23 protein-coding genes are annotated in these 21578 nt (G+C 57.7%); 6 read left to right on the forward strand and 17 right to left on the reverse strand.

Going from position 1 to position 21578, the window contains the following annotated elements; translation table 11 throughout:
- Window positions 1–897 precede the first annotated feature (897 nt).
- Entirely contained in the window at window positions 898–1149 is a 252-nt protein-coding gene (locus M8006_RS04040; protein ID WP_250080182.1) for a tellurite resistance TerB family protein, read from the reverse strand.
- A gap of 276 nt (window positions 1150–1425) precedes the next feature.
- Window positions 1426–1704 carry a peptidylprolyl isomerase gene (locus M8006_RS04045; protein WP_250080183.1) on the reverse strand — a complete coding sequence of 93 codons (279 nt, stop codon included), beginning with the start codon at window positions 1702–1704 and terminating at the stop codon, window positions 1426–1428.
- 211 nt (window positions 1705–1915) lie between these two features.
- Between M8006_RS04045 and M8006_RS04050 the strand changes: the two genes are divergently transcribed.
- Window positions 1916–2221, forward strand: a complete 306-nt coding sequence (locus tag M8006_RS04050; RefSeq protein WP_250080184.1) for a hypothetical protein — start codon at window positions 1916–1918, stop codon at window positions 2219–2221.
- Between the two features lie 74 nt (window positions 2222–2295).
- Here the strand turns inward: M8006_RS04050 and M8006_RS04055 are convergent, their stop codons facing one another.
- From M8006_RS04055 to M8006_RS04070, 4 genes are read right to left on the reverse strand one after another with little or no spacing between them, the layout of a single operon-like run.
- A complete protein-coding gene (locus tag M8006_RS04055) occupies window positions 2296–2880 on the reverse strand; it encodes an exopolysaccharide biosynthesis protein (protein WP_250080185.1) in 585 nt (194 codons plus the stop codon).
- A 40-nt stretch (window positions 2881–2920) separates the two neighbouring features.
- Window positions 2921–3919 carry a nucleoid-associated protein gene (locus tag M8006_RS04060; protein WP_250080186.1) on the reverse strand — a complete coding sequence of 333 codons (999 nt, stop codon included), beginning with the start codon at window positions 3917–3919 and terminating at the stop codon, window positions 2921–2923.
- 29 nt (window positions 3920–3948) lie between these two features.
- Window positions 3949–4710 (reverse strand): ABC transporter permease, encoded by a 762-nt coding sequence (locus M8006_RS04065; protein ID WP_250080187.1) that lies wholly within the window; start codon window positions 4708–4710, stop codon window positions 3949–3951.
- Window positions 4707–5645 carry an ABC transporter ATP-binding protein gene (locus tag M8006_RS04070; protein WP_250080188.1) on the reverse strand — a complete coding sequence of 313 codons (939 nt, stop codon included), beginning with the start codon at window positions 5643–5645 and terminating at the stop codon, window positions 4707–4709. Before M8006_RS04070 ends, M8006_RS04065 begins: the two co-directional genes overlap by 4 nt.
- 127 nt (window positions 5646–5772) lie before the next feature.
- On the opposite strand from M8006_RS04070, the gene M8006_RS04075 reads away from it, so the two are divergent.
- Window positions 5773–6714, forward strand: a complete 942-nt coding sequence (locus M8006_RS04075) for a DHH family phosphoesterase (protein ID WP_250080189.1) — start codon at window positions 5773–5775, stop codon at window positions 6712–6714.
- A gap of 138 nt (window positions 6715–6852) precedes the next feature.
- Here the strand turns inward: M8006_RS04075 and M8006_RS04080 are convergent, their stop codons facing one another.
- The 11 genes from M8006_RS04080 to M8006_RS04130 all read right to left on the reverse strand — a co-directional run bounded on the left by M8006_RS04080 (window position 6853) and on the right by M8006_RS04130 (window position 17538).
- Window positions 6853–8055, reverse strand: a complete 1203-nt coding sequence (locus M8006_RS04080; RefSeq protein ID WP_250080190.1) for a molybdopterin molybdotransferase MoeA — start codon at window positions 8053–8055, stop codon at window positions 6853–6855.
- The gene (moaB, locus tag M8006_RS04085; RefSeq protein WP_250080191.1) at window positions 8048–8569 is read right to left on the reverse strand and encodes a molybdenum cofactor biosynthesis protein B; all 522 of its coding nucleotides are present in this window, start codon (window positions 8567–8569) and stop codon (window positions 8048–8050) included. The genes M8006_RS04080 and moaB overlap by 8 nt, the downstream gene beginning before the upstream one ends.
- A gap of 4 nt (window positions 8570–8573) precedes the next feature.
- Window positions 8574–8906, reverse strand: a complete 333-nt coding sequence (locus M8006_RS04090) for a DUF1244 domain-containing protein (protein WP_250080192.1) — start codon at window positions 8904–8906, stop codon at window positions 8574–8576.
- A gap of 119 nt (window positions 8907–9025) precedes the next feature.
- On the reverse strand, window positions 9026–10081 hold the full coding sequence (locus M8006_RS04095; RefSeq protein ID WP_250080193.1) for a formate dehydrogenase subunit gamma: 1056 nt from the start codon (window positions 10079–10081) through the stop codon (window positions 9026–9028).
- 11 nt (window positions 10082–10092) lie between these two features.
- Entirely contained in the window at window positions 10093–10707 is a 615-nt protein-coding gene (gene fdh3B, locus M8006_RS04100) for a formate dehydrogenase FDH3 subunit beta (RefSeq protein ID WP_179931114.1), read from the reverse strand.
- A gap of 60 nt (window positions 10708–10767) precedes the next feature.
- Window positions 10768–13620: a formate dehydrogenase subunit alpha gene (locus tag M8006_RS04105; RefSeq protein WP_250080194.1), complete on the reverse strand. Its 2853-nt coding sequence runs from the start codon at window positions 13618–13620 to the stop codon at window positions 10768–10770.
- Between the two features lie 23 nt (window positions 13621–13643).
- Entirely contained in the window at window positions 13644–13844 is a 201-nt protein-coding gene (locus M8006_RS04110; RefSeq protein ID WP_250080195.1) for a twin-arginine translocation signal domain-containing protein, read from the reverse strand.
- A 63-nt stretch (window positions 13845–13907) separates the two neighbouring features.
- Complete coding sequence (locus M8006_RS04115; RefSeq protein WP_250080196.1) at window positions 13908–14567, reverse strand: TorD/DmsD family molecular chaperone; 660 nt, start codon at window positions 14565–14567, stop codon at window positions 13908–13910.
- 3 nt (window positions 14568–14570) lie between these two features.
- Window positions 14571–16328: a 4Fe-4S binding protein gene (locus tag M8006_RS04120; RefSeq protein WP_250080197.1), complete on the reverse strand. Its 1758-nt coding sequence runs from the start codon at window positions 16326–16328 to the stop codon at window positions 14571–14573.
- 140 nt (window positions 16329–16468) lie between these two features.
- Window positions 16469–17101: a DUF3306 domain-containing protein gene (locus M8006_RS04125; RefSeq protein ID WP_250080198.1), complete on the reverse strand. Its 633-nt coding sequence runs from the start codon at window positions 17099–17101 to the stop codon at window positions 16469–16471.
- A complete protein-coding gene (locus tag M8006_RS04130; RefSeq protein ID WP_250080199.1) occupies window positions 17098–17538 on the reverse strand; it encodes a DUF3305 domain-containing protein in 441 nt (146 codons plus the stop codon). The genes M8006_RS04125 and M8006_RS04130 overlap by 4 nt, the downstream gene beginning before the upstream one ends.
- 135 nt (window positions 17539–17673) lie before the next feature.
- On the opposite strand from M8006_RS04130, the gene M8006_RS04135 reads away from it, so the two are divergent.
- The 4 genes from M8006_RS04135 to moaA all read left to right on the forward strand — a co-directional run bounded on the left by M8006_RS04135 (window position 17674) and on the right by moaA (window position 21578).
- A complete protein-coding gene (locus tag M8006_RS04135; protein WP_250080200.1) occupies window positions 17674–18576 on the forward strand; it encodes a formate dehydrogenase accessory sulfurtransferase FdhD in 903 nt (300 codons plus the stop codon).
- The gene (gene mobA, locus M8006_RS04140) at window positions 18573–19172 is read left to right on the forward strand and encodes a molybdenum cofactor guanylyltransferase MobA (RefSeq protein WP_250080201.1); all 600 of its coding nucleotides are present in this window, start codon (window positions 18573–18575) and stop codon (window positions 19170–19172) included. The genes M8006_RS04135 and mobA overlap by 4 nt, the downstream gene beginning before the upstream one ends.
- Window positions 19169–20449 carry a molybdopterin molybdotransferase MoeA gene (moeA, locus tag M8006_RS04145; protein ID WP_250080202.1) on the forward strand — a complete coding sequence of 427 codons (1281 nt, stop codon included), beginning with the start codon at window positions 19169–19171 and terminating at the stop codon, window positions 20447–20449. Before mobA ends, moeA begins: the two co-directional genes overlap by 4 nt.
- 121 nt (window positions 20450–20570) lie before the next feature.
- Window positions 20571–21578, forward strand: a complete 1008-nt coding sequence (moaA, locus tag M8006_RS04150) for a GTP 3',8-cyclase MoaA (protein ID WP_250080203.1) — start codon at window positions 20571–20573, stop codon at window positions 21576–21578.

Below are 21578 nucleotides of genomic sequence, written 5' to 3' on the forward strand. Positions count from 1 at the left end.
AGACACGCCAAAAAATAAAAGGTACTCCCCCACCCGCCCCCACGGCTACGGGGGCAAACAGTCCCGGAATTCGCCTATGCACGGCAAATTTTCAGAGGTTGGTTGTTGTTTTGTTATCAAGCCATCAAGCCGTCGCTGGCATCATGCCCGGTATACCGTGGCCACCGCCTCATAAATGCCCCAATCAATGCGCTATCACGCTGTTTTAGCTGGCCTTTAATCAGGCTGGCGCGAAGCCGAAAAGGTGCCCGCCATCCGCTAAGGTGGCCAATAAATCACCCCGGCCATAGGCACGCGATACAACAACCCCACACAACCAAACGGCGCAAAAAGGTCATGCGCGGCGCGGTGCTGGCGTTGCTGTGATTTTGTCACGCTATAATGAAGGCAATTAGGCTGCTGGCGTACTTCACTACCTGGGGGATGGGGCGAAGCCCCATGGAGCGAAGCGGTAACGACAATGCAAGATAAACGCGGCGGCTTGTTGGTCAAACGTCCACCACCCAGCCACAAGCACCGCCACCCCTTTCATTGCCAAACAAGGGGTTAAAATGCACTTAAGGGAGTGGCACCCAGTAGAGCTATTTGCTCATAACAACAGTACACGGGTTCAAAGCATGGGTTAATAAAGGCAGCACTGTATAAATGGGGGCATAATTGGGGGCATATTTAAAAATAAAATTGCTTAATGTAAAATAAAAACAATGGCTTATATTTACTTTAAGCGGGACGCCGCCTCCACCACCTTAGCAAGCAAATCAAGCATCTACGGGTGCTTTTTTTGTTTTTCTCTTCCCAAATACCCGCCACCGCGAAAACGATCAAGGTGTTGCAATGCGCGCTACAAGCGCTTGACCAGCAGGCCGCTACCCTCACCTCACGGTTAGTTTCAGCAGATTAATGGTCGTCGGCGTCGCGGTGCTCTTCGAGTGGGTCGATATTGCCGTCTACCCAGGCCAGCTGCCACATCAAGGCCACCAGCTCACAGCGCTGCTCGTAAACGTAATGTTGTTTAATCAGGCTGACAAACTGGTAGTGATCGACGGCATCATCCACTTCCGCTTCCGCCAGCGTTATTAGCTCGCTGACCGCGCTGTCGCTTAAGTGGTAACGGCGGGTTAACATCTGCTTGAGCGCGGCGCTTGTCATCGTTTTTATCATAATCAGCGCGCATCACTTCGCAGAGCAACGCCGCCGAAGCAAGCTCTAGCGTTACGGTTTGGTTATCGCGCTGTTCTGGCGCCGCCAGCGCCTGTTGGAAGAAATGAGTAATCGCATCCAGCACGTTGTTCGCTGTTGCTGCACTGATCTGTTATGACGTCAGTCTTTTACGAACGAATATCAGGATTTGTGCCGGAAGGAGGCAAGGCGCGCGTCTCACACCGCGACCGTTAGGCCGCGGTGCTTAACGTCTTTTAGCTGCCATTAACTGCGGCTAGTAACCTCAAGCAGATGATACCCAAACTGGGTTTGTACCGGCCCGTGTACTTTGTTTAACTCATCATTAAAGACGACTTTATCGAATTCCGGCACCATCTGGCCCGGGCCAAAGCTGCCAAGATCGCCGCCCTGACGCCCAGAGGGGCAACTAGAGTGCCCCTTGGCCACTTCAGCGAAATCTCGACCGTTTTCGATCTCTTGTTTCAGTGCGTTGCACTGCTCTTCACTGCTTACCAAAATATGGCGGGCGCTGGCGCGTGCCATAACAAACTCCTTATTAAAAACCAAAACAGCGCGTCAGTTTATTATGCGGGTAAAGAGGCGGAACGATTCTTATCGCTTTATTATTTCCCCTCACGCTCCTCTTACCGTTGCATACACCCATCGCCGGAACTACGACCTTGGTATTATGACGACTTTCGTTTATAATGCACCGCAACAAACCCGATTTGGGCTGTTTGCAGGAGAACATTGTATGCCTCCCGATACCTCTACCGCAGCGCATGTGCAACGTAGCTTGCGCCAGTGCCTTGCTACCGTTGCCGAGCTGCTTTACAACCACGGCCACGTTTTAGAAACCCTTACCTTGCCGCATCGTGGCTTAGCCCGCCGTGACTTGTCGGCGCTGAAAACCAGCGCATCAGAATGGGCGACCTGCCAACAAGTGCTAGAAGCCAGCGAGGCCGCTACGTTCAACGAGTATGGCCGCTTTGTGCTGACCAGCATGGGGCGCGAGATGATGTTTGATATGTTCGGCGAAGGGGCTGCTGACTGCGCTTAAGTCATTAGCTGTCCGCACTAAAACGCCACCTTCGGGTGGCGTTTTGCGGTTAACGGAAGCACTTCTTGGCGTTATTAGAGAAGATTTACCGCCACCACAATAATGGTGGTAACCATGATGCCGACGCCCAGTAATAACACCACTCCATCGCGGGCAACCAGCCCTAAGCCAAGAAGCGATAGCGCCAGCCCCGCCCCGTTAGCGGAGAAGGGAATAAACTCCATTGGCGGCATGGCAAGCGCAATGATAAGCGCCGTTAGCGCGGTCAGGCGGCTGCCCCAATAACCCGTCAGCCACGGCAAGCGCACCCGCAGCCACCGGTCAATCCAGTGTGCCGGCTTTTTCATCCGCTGCAAGCCTTTGCCAAACGTCTTGCGCGCCATGTGCCGCCGCAACAGCCACTGCGGCAACCAAAATCGATCTCGTCCTGCTAACAACTGCCCAGCGGTCAACAGCACGATAGCCGCCATCAGCGTGGGCATACCGGGGATATCGCCAATCAGTGGCGCGAGCGTAATAAGCCCCGCCACCAACAGCATAGGGCCGAACGAACGCCTCCCCGCAGCGGTGAGCACATCCTCAACGCTCACCTGAGATTTACTACGCTCTATTTTCTCTAAAGATTCCAGTAGATGCGTCAGGCTGGAAGCTCGCGTCATGTAAACGCCTCTTAAATCAAGGCAAGCCTTAACTTAACGCTCAATCATGGCGTTTAAGCTGCTCTTTGAGCTGCTTGGGCACTTGTTTGATGATCAGACGATCGGCGTTCTCGTCATACTCCACGCTGGAACCCAGCAAGTGCGAGTCAAAACTGATCGATACACCACCTGCACGGCCGGTAAAACGCCTGAACTGGTTGAGTGTACGCTTATCCGGTGGGATTTCCGGGGCGAGACCGTAATCGGCTTGGCGAATATGCTCGTAAAATGCCTTCGGCTGCTTCTCATCCACGACCGCCGAGAGCTCATCGAGCGTCATCGGCTCGCCGCGGCGCAGCTGGTCGTTAGCGTAGCCCACTAACGCATCGGTTTTTTCCCGGCTCGACTCATCATCACAGTCTTCTTTCTCTACGTAGTCGCTGAATGCTTTAAGCAGCGTGCGCGTCTCAGTCGGGGCATCCACGCCCTCCTCAACGCCCAGCCATTCGGCCACCACCTCAGAGAGTTTCTTGCCACCTCGGTCTTTCAGAAACGAGGCATACTGCGATTGCGCGTCACCCTGCTGCCATTGAGTGAGGTTGATGCGTGCCGCAAGCGTCAGCTGACGCGTATTGAGCTGCGCGGCCGGCTCGGCATGGTGCGCCGCATTGATCCCGATACCCTCACGCTGATGTACCAAGGCCAACAGTAATGTTTGCGTCTCGCCTTGCTGTTGATGGGCAAATACTATGTAGCCACTCACGGCCAGATGCTCGGCAAGCGCTAGGGCCAAACGCTCAGTGAGTGTCTGCGTGATGGCCGCAAAGCCCTGTTCCTCGGCAAGATACGCCCGCAACTCACGAACAAAGCCTGACCCCTCGGCGTCAGTAAAGCGCCCCCAACCCTTGGGTTTGGTGTTATAGGTGTCATTTAACTCGCTGACCAACGTATCCATCGCCGCATTTTCTTGCGGGTGCGGGGCATCCGCAGCGGAGACGGTCAGGCGCCCACCCTCGATCGCGGGCTCGAGATGATGAACAATACTTTGCAATAGCGGCATAGCGTAAAGCGTTCCCAGGTGTAGCGATTTTAAGGCTTAAGGCGGTAACCGGTACGAAAGATCCAAGCAATGACGGCCAAACACACAAACAAAAAGAGCAGAACCATCGCCAGACTGGCCCCCATACTGACATCGCTAATACCGTAAAAACTCCAGCGAAAACCACTCACCAGATAGACCACCGGATTAAAGAGCGTCACGCCTTGCCAGAACGGCGGCAGCATATCAATGGAGTAGAAACTGCCCCCCAGAAAGGTCAGCGGGGTAATCACTAAAAGCGGCACCAGCTGAAGCTGATCAAAGCCATCCGCCCAAATACCGATAATAAAGCCGAGCATGCTAAACGTCACCGCGGTCAGCAGTAAAAAGAGTAACATCCAGGCAGGGTGCGCCACTTCCATGGGGACGAACAGCCGAGCGGTCGCCAAAATGATCAATCCCAGCACCACCGATTTTGTCGCGGCCGCCCCAACGTAGCCAATGACAATTTCAAGAAACGAAATCGGCGCGGAAAGCAGCTCATAAATACTGCCAGAGAATTTAGGAAAGAAAATCCCGAACGAGGCGTTGGAAACGCTTTGGGTCAATAGCATCAACATGATCAAACCGGGAACGATGAAAGCCCCGTAGCTAACGCCACCAATCTCATCAATGCGCGAACCAATCGCCGCACCAAACACGACAAAATACAGCGACGTAGAAATCACCGGTGACACCACGCTTTGCAGCAGCGTGCGGCGGGTACGCATCATTTCCGCCATATAAATAGCGCGGACAGGGTAGACGTTCATGCACGCTCCTTAACCAAGTCAACAAAAATATCTTCCAACGAGCTCTGCCGTGTATGCAGATCCTTCACGCCGACACCCGCCTTATTGAGCGCGCCTAAAAGCGCCGAAATACCGCCATCACCCGCTTTCTGCGTGGCACTCTCATAGCTATAAATCAGCTCATCACCGGCGTCATTTTGTGTCAGCGCGAAGGTGGCAAGCCCGGGTGGCAGCGTCTGCAACGGCTCAAACAACTGCACGGTCAACTGCTTACGCCCGAGCTTTTCAATCAGCGCGTGTTTCTCCTCTACCAACACGATCTCGCCGTGATTGATCACGCCGATACGGTCAGCCATCTCCTCGGCTTCCTCAATGTAGTGCGTGGTAAGAATGATGGTGACACCGTGATCGCGCAGTTCACGCACTACGTCCCACATTTCGCGGCGAAGCGCCACATCCACGCCGGCGGTGGGCTCATCGAGAAACAAAATGCGTGGCTCATGGGAGAGCGCCTTGGCTATCAACACCCGGCGCTTCATCCCGCCGGAGAGGGTAATCAGGCGGTTATTACGCTTCTCCCACAGCGTTAACGATTTTAACACTCGCTCGATGTGTGTCGGGTTGGGCGGCTTACCAAACAGGCCACGGCTGAAGCTAACGGTATTCCAAACCGTTTCAAACGCTTCGTTGGTGAGCTCCTGGGGCACCAGCCCTATTCGCTCACGGGCGGGGCGATACGCTTTAACGTTATCAAAACCATCCACCCACACCGTGCCCTGCGAAGGCGATACCAGCCCACACACGGCACTGATGAGGGTGGTTTTGCCCGCTCCGTTAGGACCGAGCAGCGCAAAAATCTCGCCGCGCTGAATCGATAGATCCACCTGGCGCAGCGCCTGAAAGCCACCGGCAAAGGTCTTACTCAGGCCGTCGATACGAATGATGGAATCGCTCACCGCCTACTCCTGGCACCAAAAATGGATGAGACCTCGATTGTACTCATATTTCTCCCGTTCCCCTATGTAGTAAGGGCTGGTATCGTCTTATATCTTTTTAAATTGAACATAATGTTGAGGATGGTTCATGGCTTCTACTGATTCGCACAAGTTCCGGCTTGTCACTCGCAGTGACTTTGACGGCCTGGTTTGCGGCGCACTTCTCAAGCACTTGGATTTGATCGACGACATCACCTTCGTCCACCCGAAGGATATGCAGGATGGCAAGATTGAGATCACCGAACGCGACATCACCACCAATCTCCCCTACGTGCCCGGCTGCCATCTGGCCTTTGATCACCACCTAAGCGAAACCGTGCGTAACACCGAGCGCGCCGACAATCACGTGATCGACCCCGACGCGCCTTCCGCAGCACGCGTGGTGTTCGACTACTACGGTGGCTATGACGCCTTCCCCACGCGTTGGGACGACATGATGGAAGCCGTCGACAAGGGCGATTCCGCGCAGTTCAACAAAGACGAAATTCTTAACCCGCAGGGCTGGGTGCTGCTTAATTTCATCATGGACGCGCGCACCGGCCTTGGCCGCTTCCGCGAATTTCGCATCTCCAACTATCAGCTGATGATGAAGCTGATCGACTACTGCCGCGAGCACAGCATTGAGGAGATTTTAGCGCTTGACGACGTCCGCGAGCGCGTCGAGCTGTACCGCGACCATGAAGACAAAGCGAAAGAACAAATCAAGCACTGCGCCGAGGTTAACGGCAATCTCGTCGTGCTCGACCTGCGGGACGAAGACACCATTTACGCCACCAATCGTTTTGTGGTCTATGCGCTTTACCCCGAGTGCAATATTTCCATCCACGTCATGTGGGGTTTAAAACAGCAAAACACCGTGTTGGCGATTGGCAAATCGATTTTGAACCGCACTAGCCAAACGAACGTGGGCGAACTGTGCCTTGAATACGGCGGCGGTGGCCATCTCAACGCAGGCACCTGCCAAATTGACAACGATAAGGCCGAAAGCACGCTTAAAGGCATCATCGTCAGAATCAACGCCGACGGCTGAAGGTCTTCTCACGCGGCGCTGATACGGTGTAGCGCCGCGGTTAAAAAGTGGCGCCCTCCAACCCAGTGCAGTGGCTGGCTCAGTTTAACCTCTTTCGGTTTACCGTGCGTCATGCGTAGCAGCGCAGCACCTATCGGATTAACCGTCCAGCCATAAACACCTCACCTGATCGCCTTCTTTAACCTGGGCATCAGGCGGTATCACCGCAAACGCATTCGCCGTAATGCAGGTCGATAGCACCCCAGAGTTTTGATCCTCAAATGCCTCTGCCCGCGCACCTTCCGGCGTGAAGCGAAGCTGCACCCGCATATAGTGCTGGCGCGGGCCGGTTGAGGTAGCAAACCCTGCGCAGGCGGTGATCTCCGGTAGCGACGCAAGCGCAGGGCTTGCCAAAAGCGCCCCTATCAACGGCCGAAGAAAAAGCCAAGCGCCCACAAAGCTCGATACCGGGTTTCCCGGCAGCCCCACAAAACGCGCCTCGCCCCCAGAATTGGGTAAGCGCCCGAGCGCCAGCGGTTTGCCGGGACGAATCGCCAGCCGCCAGAGGTTAAGCTCACCAAGCTGCTCCAGCGCTGCTTTAACGTGATCTTCCTCGCCGACGCTAACGCCGCCGGTGCTGACCACCACATCGGCGTCTTCCGCAGCCTGCTGCAACAACGCCACGGTCTGAGCAAAATCATCGGGTACGCTGACAAGGCTAACCACCTCAGCGCCGAAGTTTTCTAGCAGGCGCTTAAGCATTGGGCGGTTGGAATTGTAAAGCTGCCCCGGCGCCAGTGGCTTACCCGGGTCAACAATCTCATCACCGGTTGATAGCAACGCCACTTTAGGGCGCTGGCGCACGTCGACCTTTACGACGCCCTGCCCCGCCAAGTGCCCAAGGGCAGCGGCCTCCAGGCGGGTGCCAGCGGTCAACAGGATCGCGCCCGTTTGCACATCACGCCCACGCTGGCGAATGTTGTCGCCTGCCGGAATATTCGCCGGAACACTAGCGGCGTCGCCGTCGCGCTCAACGCGCTCCTGCATGACCACGCAATCCGCACCCGGTGGGATTTCACCGCCGGTAAAAATCCGCGCGCAGGTGCCAGGGGCAAGCGGCGTGGCCAGCACCCCCGCGGCAATGCGCTGGCTCACCGGTAGCCGCTTGCCAGCGTCAACGGCGCGCAGCGCATAGCCATCCATCGCGCTGTTATCAAACCCCGGCACGTCAAGCTGAGCGCTAACATCCTCGGCCAATACACGCCCAGGCGCGTCCGTAAGCGCAATGCACTCGCTTTTAAGCGGATAAATATCCGCCAGCAGCGCAGAAAGCGCATCGCCTACCAAAGCCAGCTCAGCCATGCTGACCCCGCTCGGGAATCACCAGGTTGGCAAAATTGCAGGGTTTATGACGGCTGTCGAGCTGTTCGGCGAGAATGCCGTCCCAGCCGGTACGGCAGGCGCCGGTGGAGCCTGGTAGGCAAAAAATCACCGTGGCGTTGGCAAACCCGCCAAGGCAGCGGCTTTGGATGGTGGAACTGCCGATCTCCTCGCCGCTGAGCAAGCGAAACCGCTCGCCAAACCCTTCGATGCGCTTGTCTAGCAGCACAGACACCGCCTCGGGCGTCGAGTCGCGGCCGGTAAAGCCGGTGCCGCCGGTGGTGATAATGACCTGCACCTCGGAGTCGGCAATCCACGCCGACACCAGCGCGCGAATCTGGTAAACATCGTCCGCCACGATACGCTTTTCCGCCACACGGTGGCCGACACTCGTGGCCCGCTCGACCAGTGCTTGGCCGCTACGGTCGGTCTCTTCGGTGCGGGTATCTGAGATGGTCAACACCGCCACGCTTAACGGGATCATTGCCTCGCTCATGTCGTTACGCCTCCTGATCTTGAGAACGGGCTTTTTTCTGCGCTTGGCGGGCATCGAACGCTTCTAATTGCTCGGGCGTTGCGGGCGTTTGGTATTTTTCTTTCCATTCGCTGTAGGGCATCCCGTAGACGTACTCACGCGCCGCTTCGTAGTCGAGCGCTTCGCCGCGCGCGTCGGCAGCACTTACCAACCATTTGGACAGGCAGTTACGGCAGAAATCAGCCAGAATCATCAGGTCGATATTCTGAACATCCTTATTGTCGTCGAGGTGTTGGAGCAGACGGCGAAAAGCGGCGGCTTCGAGCTCAGTACGGGTCGCATCGTCAAATTGTTGCATGGTGACTCCTGAGATTAATAAAGGCTAAGGCGCTGTGCATAAGCTATGCAGAGCATAACAAAAGACACCGCCCGTAGGCGGTGTCAAAGGTCAACAAAATCATACCTAAGGGAGGCCGTTTAGCTTGGCTGCGAGGGCGCTGCGTCACCCGATCCCTTAGTGCCTTTTTGTGCGGCAACTTCCTCTTCGGAAAGCGCCTGATCTTTGACCTCTTCGTACCACAGATTGTGGTGTTCTTTGGCCCAGGCCTCATCGACGTAGCCGGTGGTCATCCCTTCCAGCGAGGCTTCTGTGCCCAAGGTACCGATATAAATATGGCCAAATGACACAGCGGTCAGCCCCAAGGCACCGACGGCGTGGATGATGTTTGCCCATTGCATGGTGTCGCGGCCCTGACCGAAGTTAGGGAAGTCAAGCACAAAGCCGCTTGCGATCACCAGCAACCCGACGGTTGCCAATAACCAGTACCACGCTTTTTCCCCACCGTTGGCAAAGCCTGCATCGACATGTCCCTTACCGACCATGCCGCCGCCTTTTTTAAACCATTCCAGATCGTGCTTTTTGGGCAGGTTATCCTTGATCAGGCTGACCAGCAGTACCACTAGCAGTATGCCGAATATCGGCCCGAGGTAGTTGTGCAGCAGCTTTGAGGAAGAGACCATCCATCCCCAGAAGGCATCCCCGAATAGACCGCGGAAGACAAACTTGCCGAATAGCAGGTTGAGACCGGTAAGCGCCAGCACGATAAACAGCGACGCGACCGACCAGTGCAGGGCACGCATGAATAGCGGCCAGCGCAACAGCTTGCGACCCGTTCGCGGCTCCTCCAGATCTTTGCGACCAATGATCAGATAAAACAGGACAATGATACCGATCATGCCACCAATCACGATCAACCCGAAAGGTGACACCCAGCGGTTACGCCATTGGCGCCAGGATTCTCCGCTTGAGTTGATCAGGTTGTAATTACTCTCAGCACGCGAATCACGGTAGTTGGCGCCGGTTTCGCCTGAGCGCACTTGGCGCCACTGGTCGGCATCAATCGCCGGGGCCGCAGTGGTCATCTCGCGCTCAGGGTCGGCCTGCGCCATCGCAAGCTGGGTAAAACCCAGCGTTGCCACCAGCGCGAGCGCCAAACACAACCACCGCCATAGGTCTGAACGTATCAGGTTCATGATGGACCTCCTTACCCTTTACGGGCAGCATCATAGGCGAGGTTGTCCGCACTAGCCCGTTGATTATTGGACCAGGCACCGTCTTCGTGGCCACGGTGCACCACGCGCTGACGGAAAATGTCAGCCACTTCCTGAGCATCACCGGCGAGCAATGCTTTGGTGGAACACATTTCCGCACACAGCGGCAACTTGCCTTCGGCAATGCGGTTGGCGCCGTACTTTTCGTACTCTTCTTCTTTGCTTTCCGCCGGGCCGCCAGCGCAGAAAGTACACTTGTCCATCTTGCCGCGCTCACCAAAGGCGTTCTGCTGCGGGAACTGCGGCGCGCCGAAGGGGCAGGCGTAGAGGCAATAACCGCAACCGATGCACAGGTCTTTATCGTGCAGCACGATGCCGTCATCGGTTTTGTAGAAGCAGTCGGTCGGGCAGACCGCCATGCAGGGTGCATCATCACAGTGCATACACGCGACCGAAATCGACATCTCGTCGGCTTCGCCGTCGTTTAGGGTTACCACGCGGCGGCGTTGAATACCCCACTCGACATCGTTGGCGTTTTTACAGGCGGTGACACAGCCGTTGCACTCGATGCAGCGCTCGGCGTCACACATAAATTTCATTTGAGCCATGGTGTTCTCCTTTAACGGCGCGGAAATGGCAACCGCGCCGTCGGTGCGTCAGGTCTGAGCTTAGGCGAGCTCAATACGACACAGGGTGCATTTTGTTTCCTGCATTTGTGTCACGGTGTCGTAGCCGTAAGTGGTTGCGGTGTTAGCCGCTTCCCCTAGCACGTAGGGCGCTGTACCGTCGGGATAACGGTCGTGCAGACTTTCGCCTTGGAACATGCCGCCAAAATGGAATGGCATAAAGACGACTTCCCGCGCGACACGCGGTGTTACCAACGCTTTCACTTTCACGCGACCGCCTTCAGCCCCTTCAACCCACACCATATCGCCATCGCGGATGCCGATATCGTTAGCCAGTGCCGGGTTAATCTCGACGAACATCTCTTGCTGCAGTTCAGCAAGCCACGACATAGAGCGTGTCTCTTCACCGCCGCCTTCGTACTCGACCAGGCGGCCCGAGGTCAGAATAACCGGATAATGGTCGGTGACATCGTTCTCCTGAATGCTCTGGTAGAGCGTCGGCAGGCGGTAGTGCGAGGCCACGTCGTCCCACGTCGGGTAATCCTCGACCAAGTCGCGGCGGCTGGTGTAGAGCGGCTCGCGGTGCTTCGGGATCGGGTCGGGGAACGTCCAGACGTTGCAGCGTGCTTTAGCGTTACCAAACGGCGCACAACCATGCTCAATGGCCACGCGCTGAATACCGCCGGAAAGATCGGTCTTCCAGTTTTTGCCCTCAGCCGCGGTTTTTTCTTCAGCGGTCAAATCATCCCACCAGCCCAGATCTTGAAGCATCTGCGCGTTAAATTCGGGATAGCCGTCCTCGATTTCGGACCCGGCGCTAAAGGAATCATCCGCCAGGATATTTTCCCCATCGCGCTCAACGCCAAAGCGGGCGCGGAACGTCAGGCCGCCTTCAGCCACCGGTTTGCTGGTGTCATAGAGGATCGGCGTTCCGGGGTGACCCATCTCGGCAGTGCCCCAGCATGGCCACGGTAAGCCGTAGTAGTCACCGTCCGCCGGGCCGCCTTGCGCCTGCAAGTTACTAAAGCTAAAGGTGTGCCAGTTTTTCTGGTGCGCTTTCAACCGCTCCGGGCTTTGGCCAGTGTAGCCCACGGTCCACATTCCGGCGTTGAATTCGCGGGTGATATCTTCAATCACCGGCTCATTATTTTCCACCCGGATGTTTTTAAACAGCTCTTCAGCAAAGCCTAACTTCTGCGACAACAGATACATGATCTCGTGGTCGGGCTTGGACTCAAACAGCGGCTCAATGACTTTATCGCGCCACTGGATCGAGCGGTTGGTCGCGGTCACGCTGCCGGTGGTTTCAAACTGCGTGGCGGCGGGCAGCAGGTAAACGCCGTCGGTGCGGTCGTGCATAACGCCAGCCACCGTGGGGTACGGATCGACGATGACCATCATTTCCAGCTGTTTCATTGCCTGTTGCATTTCCGGCCCGCGGGTTTGCGAGTTAACCGCATGCCCCCAGTAGAACATCGCTTTCAGCTTGGAACGCTGCGAGATGTTGTCGTCATCTTCGAGCACCCCATCAATCCAGCGCGAGACGGTGATACCGCTTGAGTGCATCGGCTTGCCGTCAACGTATTCGGTGTCATCGAAGCGGCTTTGTAGCCACTCATAATCCAACCCCCAAACGCGTCCCCAGTGTTTCCAGGCACCTTCCGAGAGGCCGTAGTAGCCCGGCAGCGAGTGCGACATCAGGCCCAAATCGGTTGCGCCTTGCACATTATCGTGACCGCGAAAGATGTTGGCACCGCCACCGGATTTACCGATATTACCCAGCGCCAGCTCCAGAATGCAGTAAGCCCGGGTGTTGTTATTACCGGTGGTGTGCTGCGTACCGCCCATGCACCAAACGATACAGCCGGGGCGGTTATCCGCTAGCCGCTTGGCCGTGTCATACATCGCCTCTTCGGGTACCCCGGTAATGCGCTCCACTTCTGACGGCGTGAAGTTCGCGACTTCGGCGCGCACTTCGTCGAGGGCATAAACGCGCTGGTTGATGTATTCGCTATCTTCCCAGCCGTTTTCAAAGATGTGCCACAAAAGCCCCCAGATAAAAGCAACGTCAGAACCTGGGCGAAGACGCACAAACTTATCGGCCTTAGCCGCCGTGCGGGTAAAGCGCGGATCCACCACGATGATCTCAGCGTTGCTGCGCTCTTTGGCGAGCAAAATATGCTGCATCGCCACCGGGTGAGCTTCACTCGGGTTAGAGCCGATAAACATGATCGACTTCGAGTTCTGCATGTCGTTGAGCGAGTTGGTCATCGCCCCGTAACCCCAGGTATTGGCCACACCGGCAACGGTCGTGGAGTGGCAAATACGCGCTTGGTGGTCGGTGTTGTTGGTACCAGCGAGCGCGGCGAACTTGCGCATCAAATACGCCTGCTCGTTATTAAACTTGGCCGAACCGAGCCAGTAGATGCTATCCGGGCTGTACTGCTCGGAGAGCGCCAGCACCTTATTACCGATTTCTTCGATGGCATCGTCCCAACTCATGCGCTGCCATTCGCCACCGACCAGCTTCATCGGGTATTTCAAACGACGGCTGGAGTGACCGTGCTGGCGCAATGACGCCCCCTTGGCGCAGTGGGCGCCACGGTTAATCGGGTGGTCAAACGCAGGCTCTTGCTTGGTCCAGATCCCTTCTTGCACCTCGGCGTACACGCCACAGCCCACCGAGCAGTGCGAGCAAACCGTGCGCTTAGTTTCCACCGGCGAATCCAGCACCGGGGTTTTATCCGCCGATTCGGCGCGCTGCATCATCGGTGCGCCCATAAAGCCAGCCGCAGCGACACCGCCGGTAGCCGCCCCGCTACGCTTTAAGAACTGGCGACGGCTGATACCCAGACCGCTCGCCTTAGATGCGGTTGTTTTACGAGTTAAACGCATGGCAATTCTCCTGGCGTTGGCCGTCAGTCACGCAGCGTCGCGTAGAAGGCTCGGATGTGGTCGGTTTCACGGTAGTTAACCGATGCTTTATCGCGCTCTTTGGTGGGGGTGTCGGCATTCGCCAGGGTGACATGACCCACCGCGGCGGCCGCACCGGCAGCGGCGGTGCCTAAACCTACGGTTCTCATGAACCGGCGGCGCTCAGGGTTGTGTGACGTCTGCATGGGGCTCTCCTCTTTCATGTCAGGTCTCTTATAATATTATGGTGGGCGCGACTGGCTGAGACGCTAGGGTTGCGGCTCAACGATACGCACAGGCGCCTCACTTGCCGCCACGCGCAAACGCGCCTGTTCGCTCTCCATAAAAGCGCTGCCTAATTCGCCTAGCGCTGCATAGAAAGCAGTATCCACCTGCGCCAGGTCACCCATACAGCTGGCGGCCCAAGGCGCTAAGTGGTGGTAAAAAAACCGTCCTTGCTCGTGCTCATCCGCTTCCCTCTGATCGGTATTGACCAACATGGCCATGACTTCACAAAGCGCCGCCAGGTGGTCCTCCGGGTCGCGGGTATGTTCACTGCGTTCAATGCCGAGCGCTTTCAAATCTTGGCGCAGTTCGACCAACGCGGCTTCCATTAGCTCGCCCTGGCGGTACCACGACGCATAGGGTGTGATCTCGCCCTGAATCACACCGACCAGATGACGAAAGTGCGCGCGTTCAAGCGCCTCGGGTGTTGTCGCCGCGGCAGCCTCTGCCAAGCCTTGCCAAGCGGCAGCGAGGCGCGTGCCATCGCGCTCAATCTCAAGTTCAGCCAGCCACTCAAGCAGCTCGGCATTGGGCGCCTGACGCAAAAGCGCCGCGAGAAGCGCATAAATATCGGCCCTAAGGGCGCGCTCTTCAGGCAGCGTGTTGTAGAGAGTGTTGTGGGATAACGGCGTCTCATCGCTCATCGCTTACACCTTCAGTTGCACGTTAGGGTCACGGGCCAAGGTCTGCCACACGTCTTTTACCCGGCAGTCTTCACACATTTCCAGGCGCGCCATGGCGTCACCAGCAAAATAGGGGTGATCCGCCAGCTTTTCTTTGATCGTGGCAACGGTGCTTACCGTGGCAAACGGCTTGCCGCAAGCGATGCACGCAAACGCGGCTTCTTCATGGCAAACGTGCCGTTCAGTGCGTTCGGGCGCGGCGAAAAAGCCAGGTTCTAGCGTGATGGCGTTTTCCGGGCATGCCTCCTCGCACAGGCCGCACTGCACGCAGTCCGCCTCCAGAAAACTCAGCGCTGGCTGATCGGCCCCGGCTTTCAGCGCGGGGGTCGGGCAATTGCTCACGCACGCCATGCACAGGGTGCAGGCGTCGCTATCCACGTTGATGGCCCCATACGCCGCACCGCTTGGCATGCGGTGACGCTCTCCGCTGAGCTCGCCTAGCGCCGACAACCTGGCCAGCACCTGGTTCAAACGGGCGCGCTTTTCCGGGGCGTTAAGCGTGAGGGGCTCATCAGTGAGGGGTAAATGCGTGGGCATTGCGCTTTGCGCCTGGGTGTCATCGGCGGCAAGCGGCTGAATGCGATCCGCGTCGAGCCCTAATGATTCGAGCAGCGTGCGCGCCTGGGCGATCTGCTGGTCGAGAAACGCGGTTAACCTGGCGGGCATATTGGCGTGATACTGCAGGCGAATCTCGCCAGCACCGGCAGCCAACCCGGTCAACCACTGGTCGTGCCCAGCAGCGCCGAGTTCTTCAAGCGGTACATCAAGCACGTGCCCGGCGACATAAGTGCCTGTTTGCTGCTCTGCCTCCAGTGTGTCGTAAGTCACAAAGCGCAACACAGGGGCACTGCCACCGGCATCGCGGTACGCGGCAAGCCACGTCGAGAGCGTTTCCTGCTGACGACGGGTTTCGGGCAAGCGAAATTCAATCGCCCCGGTAGGGCAGGCGCTGGTGCAGCTGCCCACGCCCTGGCAGAGGAAAGGGTCGATTTCAATTTGCGATTCAATGCGCCCTTGGTGGCTTGAAATCGCATCGGCCGGGCAAACATCCAAGCAGCGCGTACAGCCGATATTGCCGCTAGACGAGTGAGCGCAAAGGTCGCTGTTGACTTGGAAATAGCGTGGTTTGTCGAACTCACCCACCAGTTCGGTAAACTGCTCAAGCGCGTCGCTACGTGCCTCTGCTTGCTGCCAGTCAAACACCACGTAACCGGGTGGCGGCAAATCCACCGACAGGCAAGGCGTGGTGTTCACATCAAAAATCATGTCGAACGCGTCACGCTCAATCAGCGCCCGGGCAAGGTCAAGCGGCTCATCGTCATCGAGCATTACGTTGAACGCACCCAGATGACCGCTGATACGGAGCTTGTCAGCTTGAGCGCGGGTCAACGCCTGGGTGGTGAGCGCCTCGGTGGCTGCGAGCAGATCATCATCGCTATTTTTTCCCCCCGCTTGAACTTGATCCACTTGAGCTTCGCCCGTTTGGGCCGCGTTGGGCGCGGTAAACACCAGCGTCAATGACGCCAGACCGCGCCCTTGCAAGGCACGTGCGGCTTGTCGGGTGTCGCGCTCGCTGCCAAGCAGTAGCGCATGGCCGCGACTGTGATACGTCACATTCGCGGGCGTTAGATTAACCGGCCAGGAGATGCGCTGACGCACCGCCTCTTTCGCCTGGGCGTTACGCGCGTCATCAATGGACGCCACTTGTATATGCTGGTTCATGCGTTCTCACGGTCAGGTGTCTTCTTGTTATCTTTATGAATTATGTTTTTTCTATTTTAATATAAGCCGTTGGTGATATCACGCTGACTTAACCTTGTTACTTAGCGTATGGTGAAAACGTCTGACTTGCCAAACTATTTTCAACGGTGGTCATGCTGTTCAACGGTTGGGCGATTCTCGCTGTTGTTATCGTTGGCTTTTTCTTGCGATTCCATCGCCATGTCGTCTTCCAGAGACGGCTCGGTGGTTGTCGGCTTGAGCTCGGAGTCCGCTTGATCTGCTGTTTTATCATCCAGCGCATCCTCGACTTTTTTGGTCCACTGGCGCACTTTGTCGACCATCTCTGCCGCCATGGGCTTCATTTGTGCCTTAAAGTCGTGATCGTAATCGTTAAGGCCATCGCGCACGTTGTAATCACCGGTCGACCACAGCCGCCTAAGCGCTTTTCGCCGCAGCGCCGAGCTCACGCCTGGTGACATAAAAGCGCTGAAATCACTCCCCGCGGCTAACGTGTCGGGGTCGGGCAGCGTGTGATCCAAGCTTCCCGGTTCAGGCGGCGCTTCGAGGGCATCGCGTGATTCATCGGCCGCGCCACCTACTTCGTCACCCTCTGCCTGCTGACGAACGTGTTCAGACGCATCAAGGTGGGCTTTATCATCGTCTGCGGACGTGGCCGTCTTCTCAACCGAGGGTGTTTCAACGGACGGCGTGTCTTCATCAGACACCGCGGGCAGGCCCCGCTTGGCCCGCGACCAGCGTTCAAAACGGCTCATTGCGGGTTCTCCTTGGTCGGCAACTCTTTAGCACGGCCAGCCCCTTTGCGCTTTTTCTTGCGTCCCTCGGGTGGGGCCTCACCGTGGCGCGCGAGGTAGCCTTCAATCCACACCTGAATCGCCATCGGCATCGGTGCTTCCAACACTTGCTGCTCGCCGTCCATCCAGCTCGCGGCAACGTCTTGGCTCGCGCTGATGGCATCAGGCGATGGGTCCTCCCCGGTAAACCCGGCACGCACAAACAAACGCGGCGCCTGCGAGGTAAGGTTGAAGCGGTAAGCGGCGCGCTCGGTCATCGACAGCTGCAACCACAGCGTATACGGCCCTTCTTCGCCAGGCGTGAGCGAATCAATTCGCCATTGGCGCAAGCGAAACTTGCCCACCTGTTTCTCTTCTGCCGCAAGCGTTACGCTTAGCGGCCGTGTATTGTCAGACATCACGCGGTCTCTCCCGTCGGCAAGTGAAATCAAACGCTAGGCTAGACAAGTAAGCACGCAGGGCGCCATCATCGTCAATATCGACAATTTTACTCAGGTACTAAATTCAAGTACTAGAAAAACGAGGAATGCCGGATGCCCGCGATTGCGTTAAGCCATGCCCGCTTACCCGCCACCACGCAGGTGGAGGTGCTCGACGCCTACGGCGATACCCGCGAGCAGGCGATTGCCGCCGAGCGTGCGCTGACGGTGTACCTCAATAAGCGCGAAATCGTTACGCTGATGAGCCTCGGCGATGACCCAGAGGCGCTAGTCGTTGGCTACCTGCGCAATCAAGGGCTTTTGCGCCAAGCGGAAGACCTGATTGCCGTGCAAGTAGACTGGGACGTGGAAGCTGCGGTCATCGCTACGCGCCATTTGCCCGACGACCTTGACGAGCGCTTGGGCCAACGGACCGTGACCACGGGCTGCGGCCAGGGGACGGTATTTGGCAAGCTGCTCGATCAAACCGCGCTGAGCGCACTGCCGGAAACGCCGCTTGCACAATCAACGCTTTATGCGTTACTGCAAAACCTCAACGCCTATAACGAAACGTACCGCAGCGCCGGTGCCGTGCATGGCTGCGCGCTGTGCCGTCAGGCCGAGGTGCTCGATTTCGTCGAAGATGTGGGCCGCCACAACGCCGTGGATACCCTCGCCGGGCGCCAATGGCTGCATGAAGCCGAAAGCAACGACGCCGATATCTTCTACACTACCGGGCGTTTAACCTCGGAGATGGTGCTCAAAGTTGCACAGATGGGCATCAGCGTGTTGGTATCGCGTTCGGGCGTGACGCAAAAAGGCGTCGAACTTGCCCAGCGCTTCGGCGTGATGCTGATCGCCCGCGCTAAAGGCAAAAATTTTCAAGCGCTCAACGCCGACAACCGACTGACGCTCGACGCCATTCCGCCACGCCCGCCTAAAGCGCGCAGCTCAAAAGAGCTCTCAGCGCCAGCCGCCGCGAAGGGCGCTGACGCCACCACGGAGGCCCGCTCATGATCCCCGCAAGCGATATCACCGGCATGATTCTCGCCGGTGGCGAGGGCCGCCGCATGGGCGGCCGCGATAAAGGGTTAGAACCGTTTGCCGACACGCCGCTGGTCGAGCATGTGAGCCTGCGCCTTCGGGGCCACGTGGCGGAGCTACTCATCAACGCTAACCGTAATCTCGACGCCTACCGCCCTTACGCCGACCGCGTAATCGAAGACGCCGAGGGCGGCTTCCAAGGCCCGTTGATGGGCATTTACAGTGGCCTGCGCGCGGCAAAAACGCCGTGGCTGCTCATCGCCCCCTGCGACTCCCCTGCGCTGCCGCGCGATCTCGTTGCGCGCCTGGTCGAAGGCGTGAGAGGTAATGACATCGGTGTCGCCTTTGACGGCGAACGCCTGCACCCGGTGGTCGCGCTCATCCGCACCGAGCTCGCCGATGACCTTCACACCGCACTTGCGGCTGGTGAACGTAAAATCGATCGCTGGTACGCGCGCCACCCGTGGTGTCGCATCGACATGAGTGACGCCGCATCGGCCTTTGCCAACTTGAATACCAATGAAGAAAAAGCACGCCTGGAAGCGGCCCTAAAGGAAGGCGCTTTATGACACAATCTTCTTCCGTACGCGCTCCCGCTTCGCTTTCGTGCTTTGATCTCGGCGAGCAGATGTTAAGCGTCGACGAAGCACGTACTGCACTTGCCACGCTGGTGGAAACGCCAGTGGGCAGCGAACGCATAGCGCTTACCCGCGCTCACGGACGGCGTCTGGCAGACGCCATTCACGCGCCCATTAACGTGCCGCAAAATACCAATGCCGCGATGGACGGCGTGGCGCTCGCCTGGGAAAACGCCGAGCAGACGTACTGGGCGCTTTCCGGCACGGTGTTTGCTGGCGAGTGCTTTGATGACCGCGTGCCAGCGGGCCGTTGCGTCACGATTACCACCGGCGCGCCGCTACCGGCGGGCACCGACACGGTTATTATGCGCGAGCAGCTAGAAGAGCACGACGATCACGTCATCATTAATGCCCCCGAGCGCGTCAAACGTGGCCAGAACGTACGCCAGGCCGGGGAAGACATTCGTGAGGGTGCCATGGCGCTTACCGCAGGCACCCGGCTTGATGCGGCGCGCTTGGGGCTTCTCGCCTCGCTCGGCTATGCTGAAGTGAGCGTTTACTGCCGCCCACAGGTGGCGGTATTTTCCACCGGCAACGAAGTGACCGCCCCTGGCGAGTCGCTTCCCGCCGCGGGGATTTACGATACCAACCGCTTCACCCTGACCGGGTTACTGCAAGAGCACGGCGCCGAGGTGATCGATCTCGGCATTTTGCCCGATGACGCCGACGCGATTCGTGAGGCGCTGGCTCACTCTGCCGAAACGAGCGACCTGGTACTCACCAGCGGTGGTGTCTCCGTCGGCCAAGCTGACTTTACCCGCGACGCGCTACAAGCGCTCGGGCAACTGGCGTTTTGGCGCGTGGCGATTCGCCCTGGCAGACCGCTTGCCTGCGGGCAACTGGGCAAAAGGCGTACCCCTCTGGTGGGATTGCCGGGTAACCCAGTGGCGGTTATGGTCACCTTCTTACAGTTTGTCGTGCCGCTTTTGCAGCGCTTAGAACACCAACCGGTGGCATCACCGAGGCGGCTCACCGCCGTCACCGATGAGCCGCTTTCAAGTCGCCTAAATCGCTGCGATTTTATTCGCGGCGTGTACCAAAGTGACGCTGCCGGACAACTTCACGTACGCAGCACCGGCGCGCAAGGGTCGGGGATTTTGACCTCAATGGCCGCCGCTAATTGCCTGATCGAGCTGCCCGATGAGCGCGCAGGTGCCGCCCCCGGCGAGACGGTAACGATCCAACCGCTTGATAGCGTCAATAGATAAAGCCATCAGAGCTCACCCTTCGACAAGCTCCCTTCGACAGGCTCAGGGCGAACGGCACAGTCGAAACGAGCGGCACAGTCGAAACGAACGGCATAGATAGAGAAAAGAGGCTCAATTGACCATGACAGAGCACGTAAAAACACAACAACTCATCGACAGTTTTGGCCGTCGGGTCAACTACGTTCGGCTATCGGTCACCGACCGCTGCGACTTCCGCTGCGTCTACTGCATGAGCGAAGAGATGACCTTTCTCCCGCGCGCGCAAGTGCTCACCCTAGAAGAGATGGGCATGGTGGCCCGCGCGTTTACCGAAATGGGCGTGGAAAAGATCCGCTTAACCGGCGGCGAGCCACTGGTGCGTCGCGGCGTCGAGCAGCTCGTCGATGAAATCGGCACGCTACCGGGGCTTAACGACTTCACCATGACCACCAACGGCGCCAGCCTACGTAAACATGCTAAGCGCCTGCGCCAAGGCGGTTTAACGCGGTTGAACATCAGCCTCGACTCCCTCGACCCGGGCCGTTTCAAGCGCCTGACACGCACCGGTGAGCTGGCCAAGGTGATCGACGGCATCCAGGCGGCGAAAGAAGCCGGTTTTGAGCGCATCAAACTCAACGCCGTGATTCTCAAAGGCCGCAACGACGACGAAGTCTTGGATTTGGTGGATTTTTCCCGCGATGAAGGGCTCGATATCAGCTTTATCGAGGAAATGCCGCTGGGTGATGTTTCCGACCACAACCGCGATGAAACCTACTGCTCCAGTGACGAGGTACAGGCGCACATCGAGCGTCGCTATCCGCTCATCCCCACCACCGAGGCGACACCGGGGCCGTCGCGCTACTTCAAAATGGCCGACAGCGAGTCGCGTATTGGGTTTATTTCACCCCATAGCCATAACTTCTGTTCCAGCTGTAACCGCGTGCGCGTCACCGTCGAAGGGCGGCTATTGCTGTGCTTAGGCAATGAGCATTCGGTGGATCTGCGCGCCGTACTGCGCCGCTACCCTGGCGACATGGACGCGCTAAAAGAGGCGATTATCAACGCCTTGCCGAAAAAGCCCGAGCGCCACCACTTCACCACCGACGGCGACGTGCAAGTCGTGCGTTTTATGAACATGACCGGAGGTTAA

It is taken from the genome of Halomonas llamarensis, assembly GCF_023555005.1.
Taxonomy (GTDB): Bacteria; Pseudomonadota; Gammaproteobacteria; order Pseudomonadales; family Halomonadaceae; genus Vreelandella; species Vreelandella llamarensis.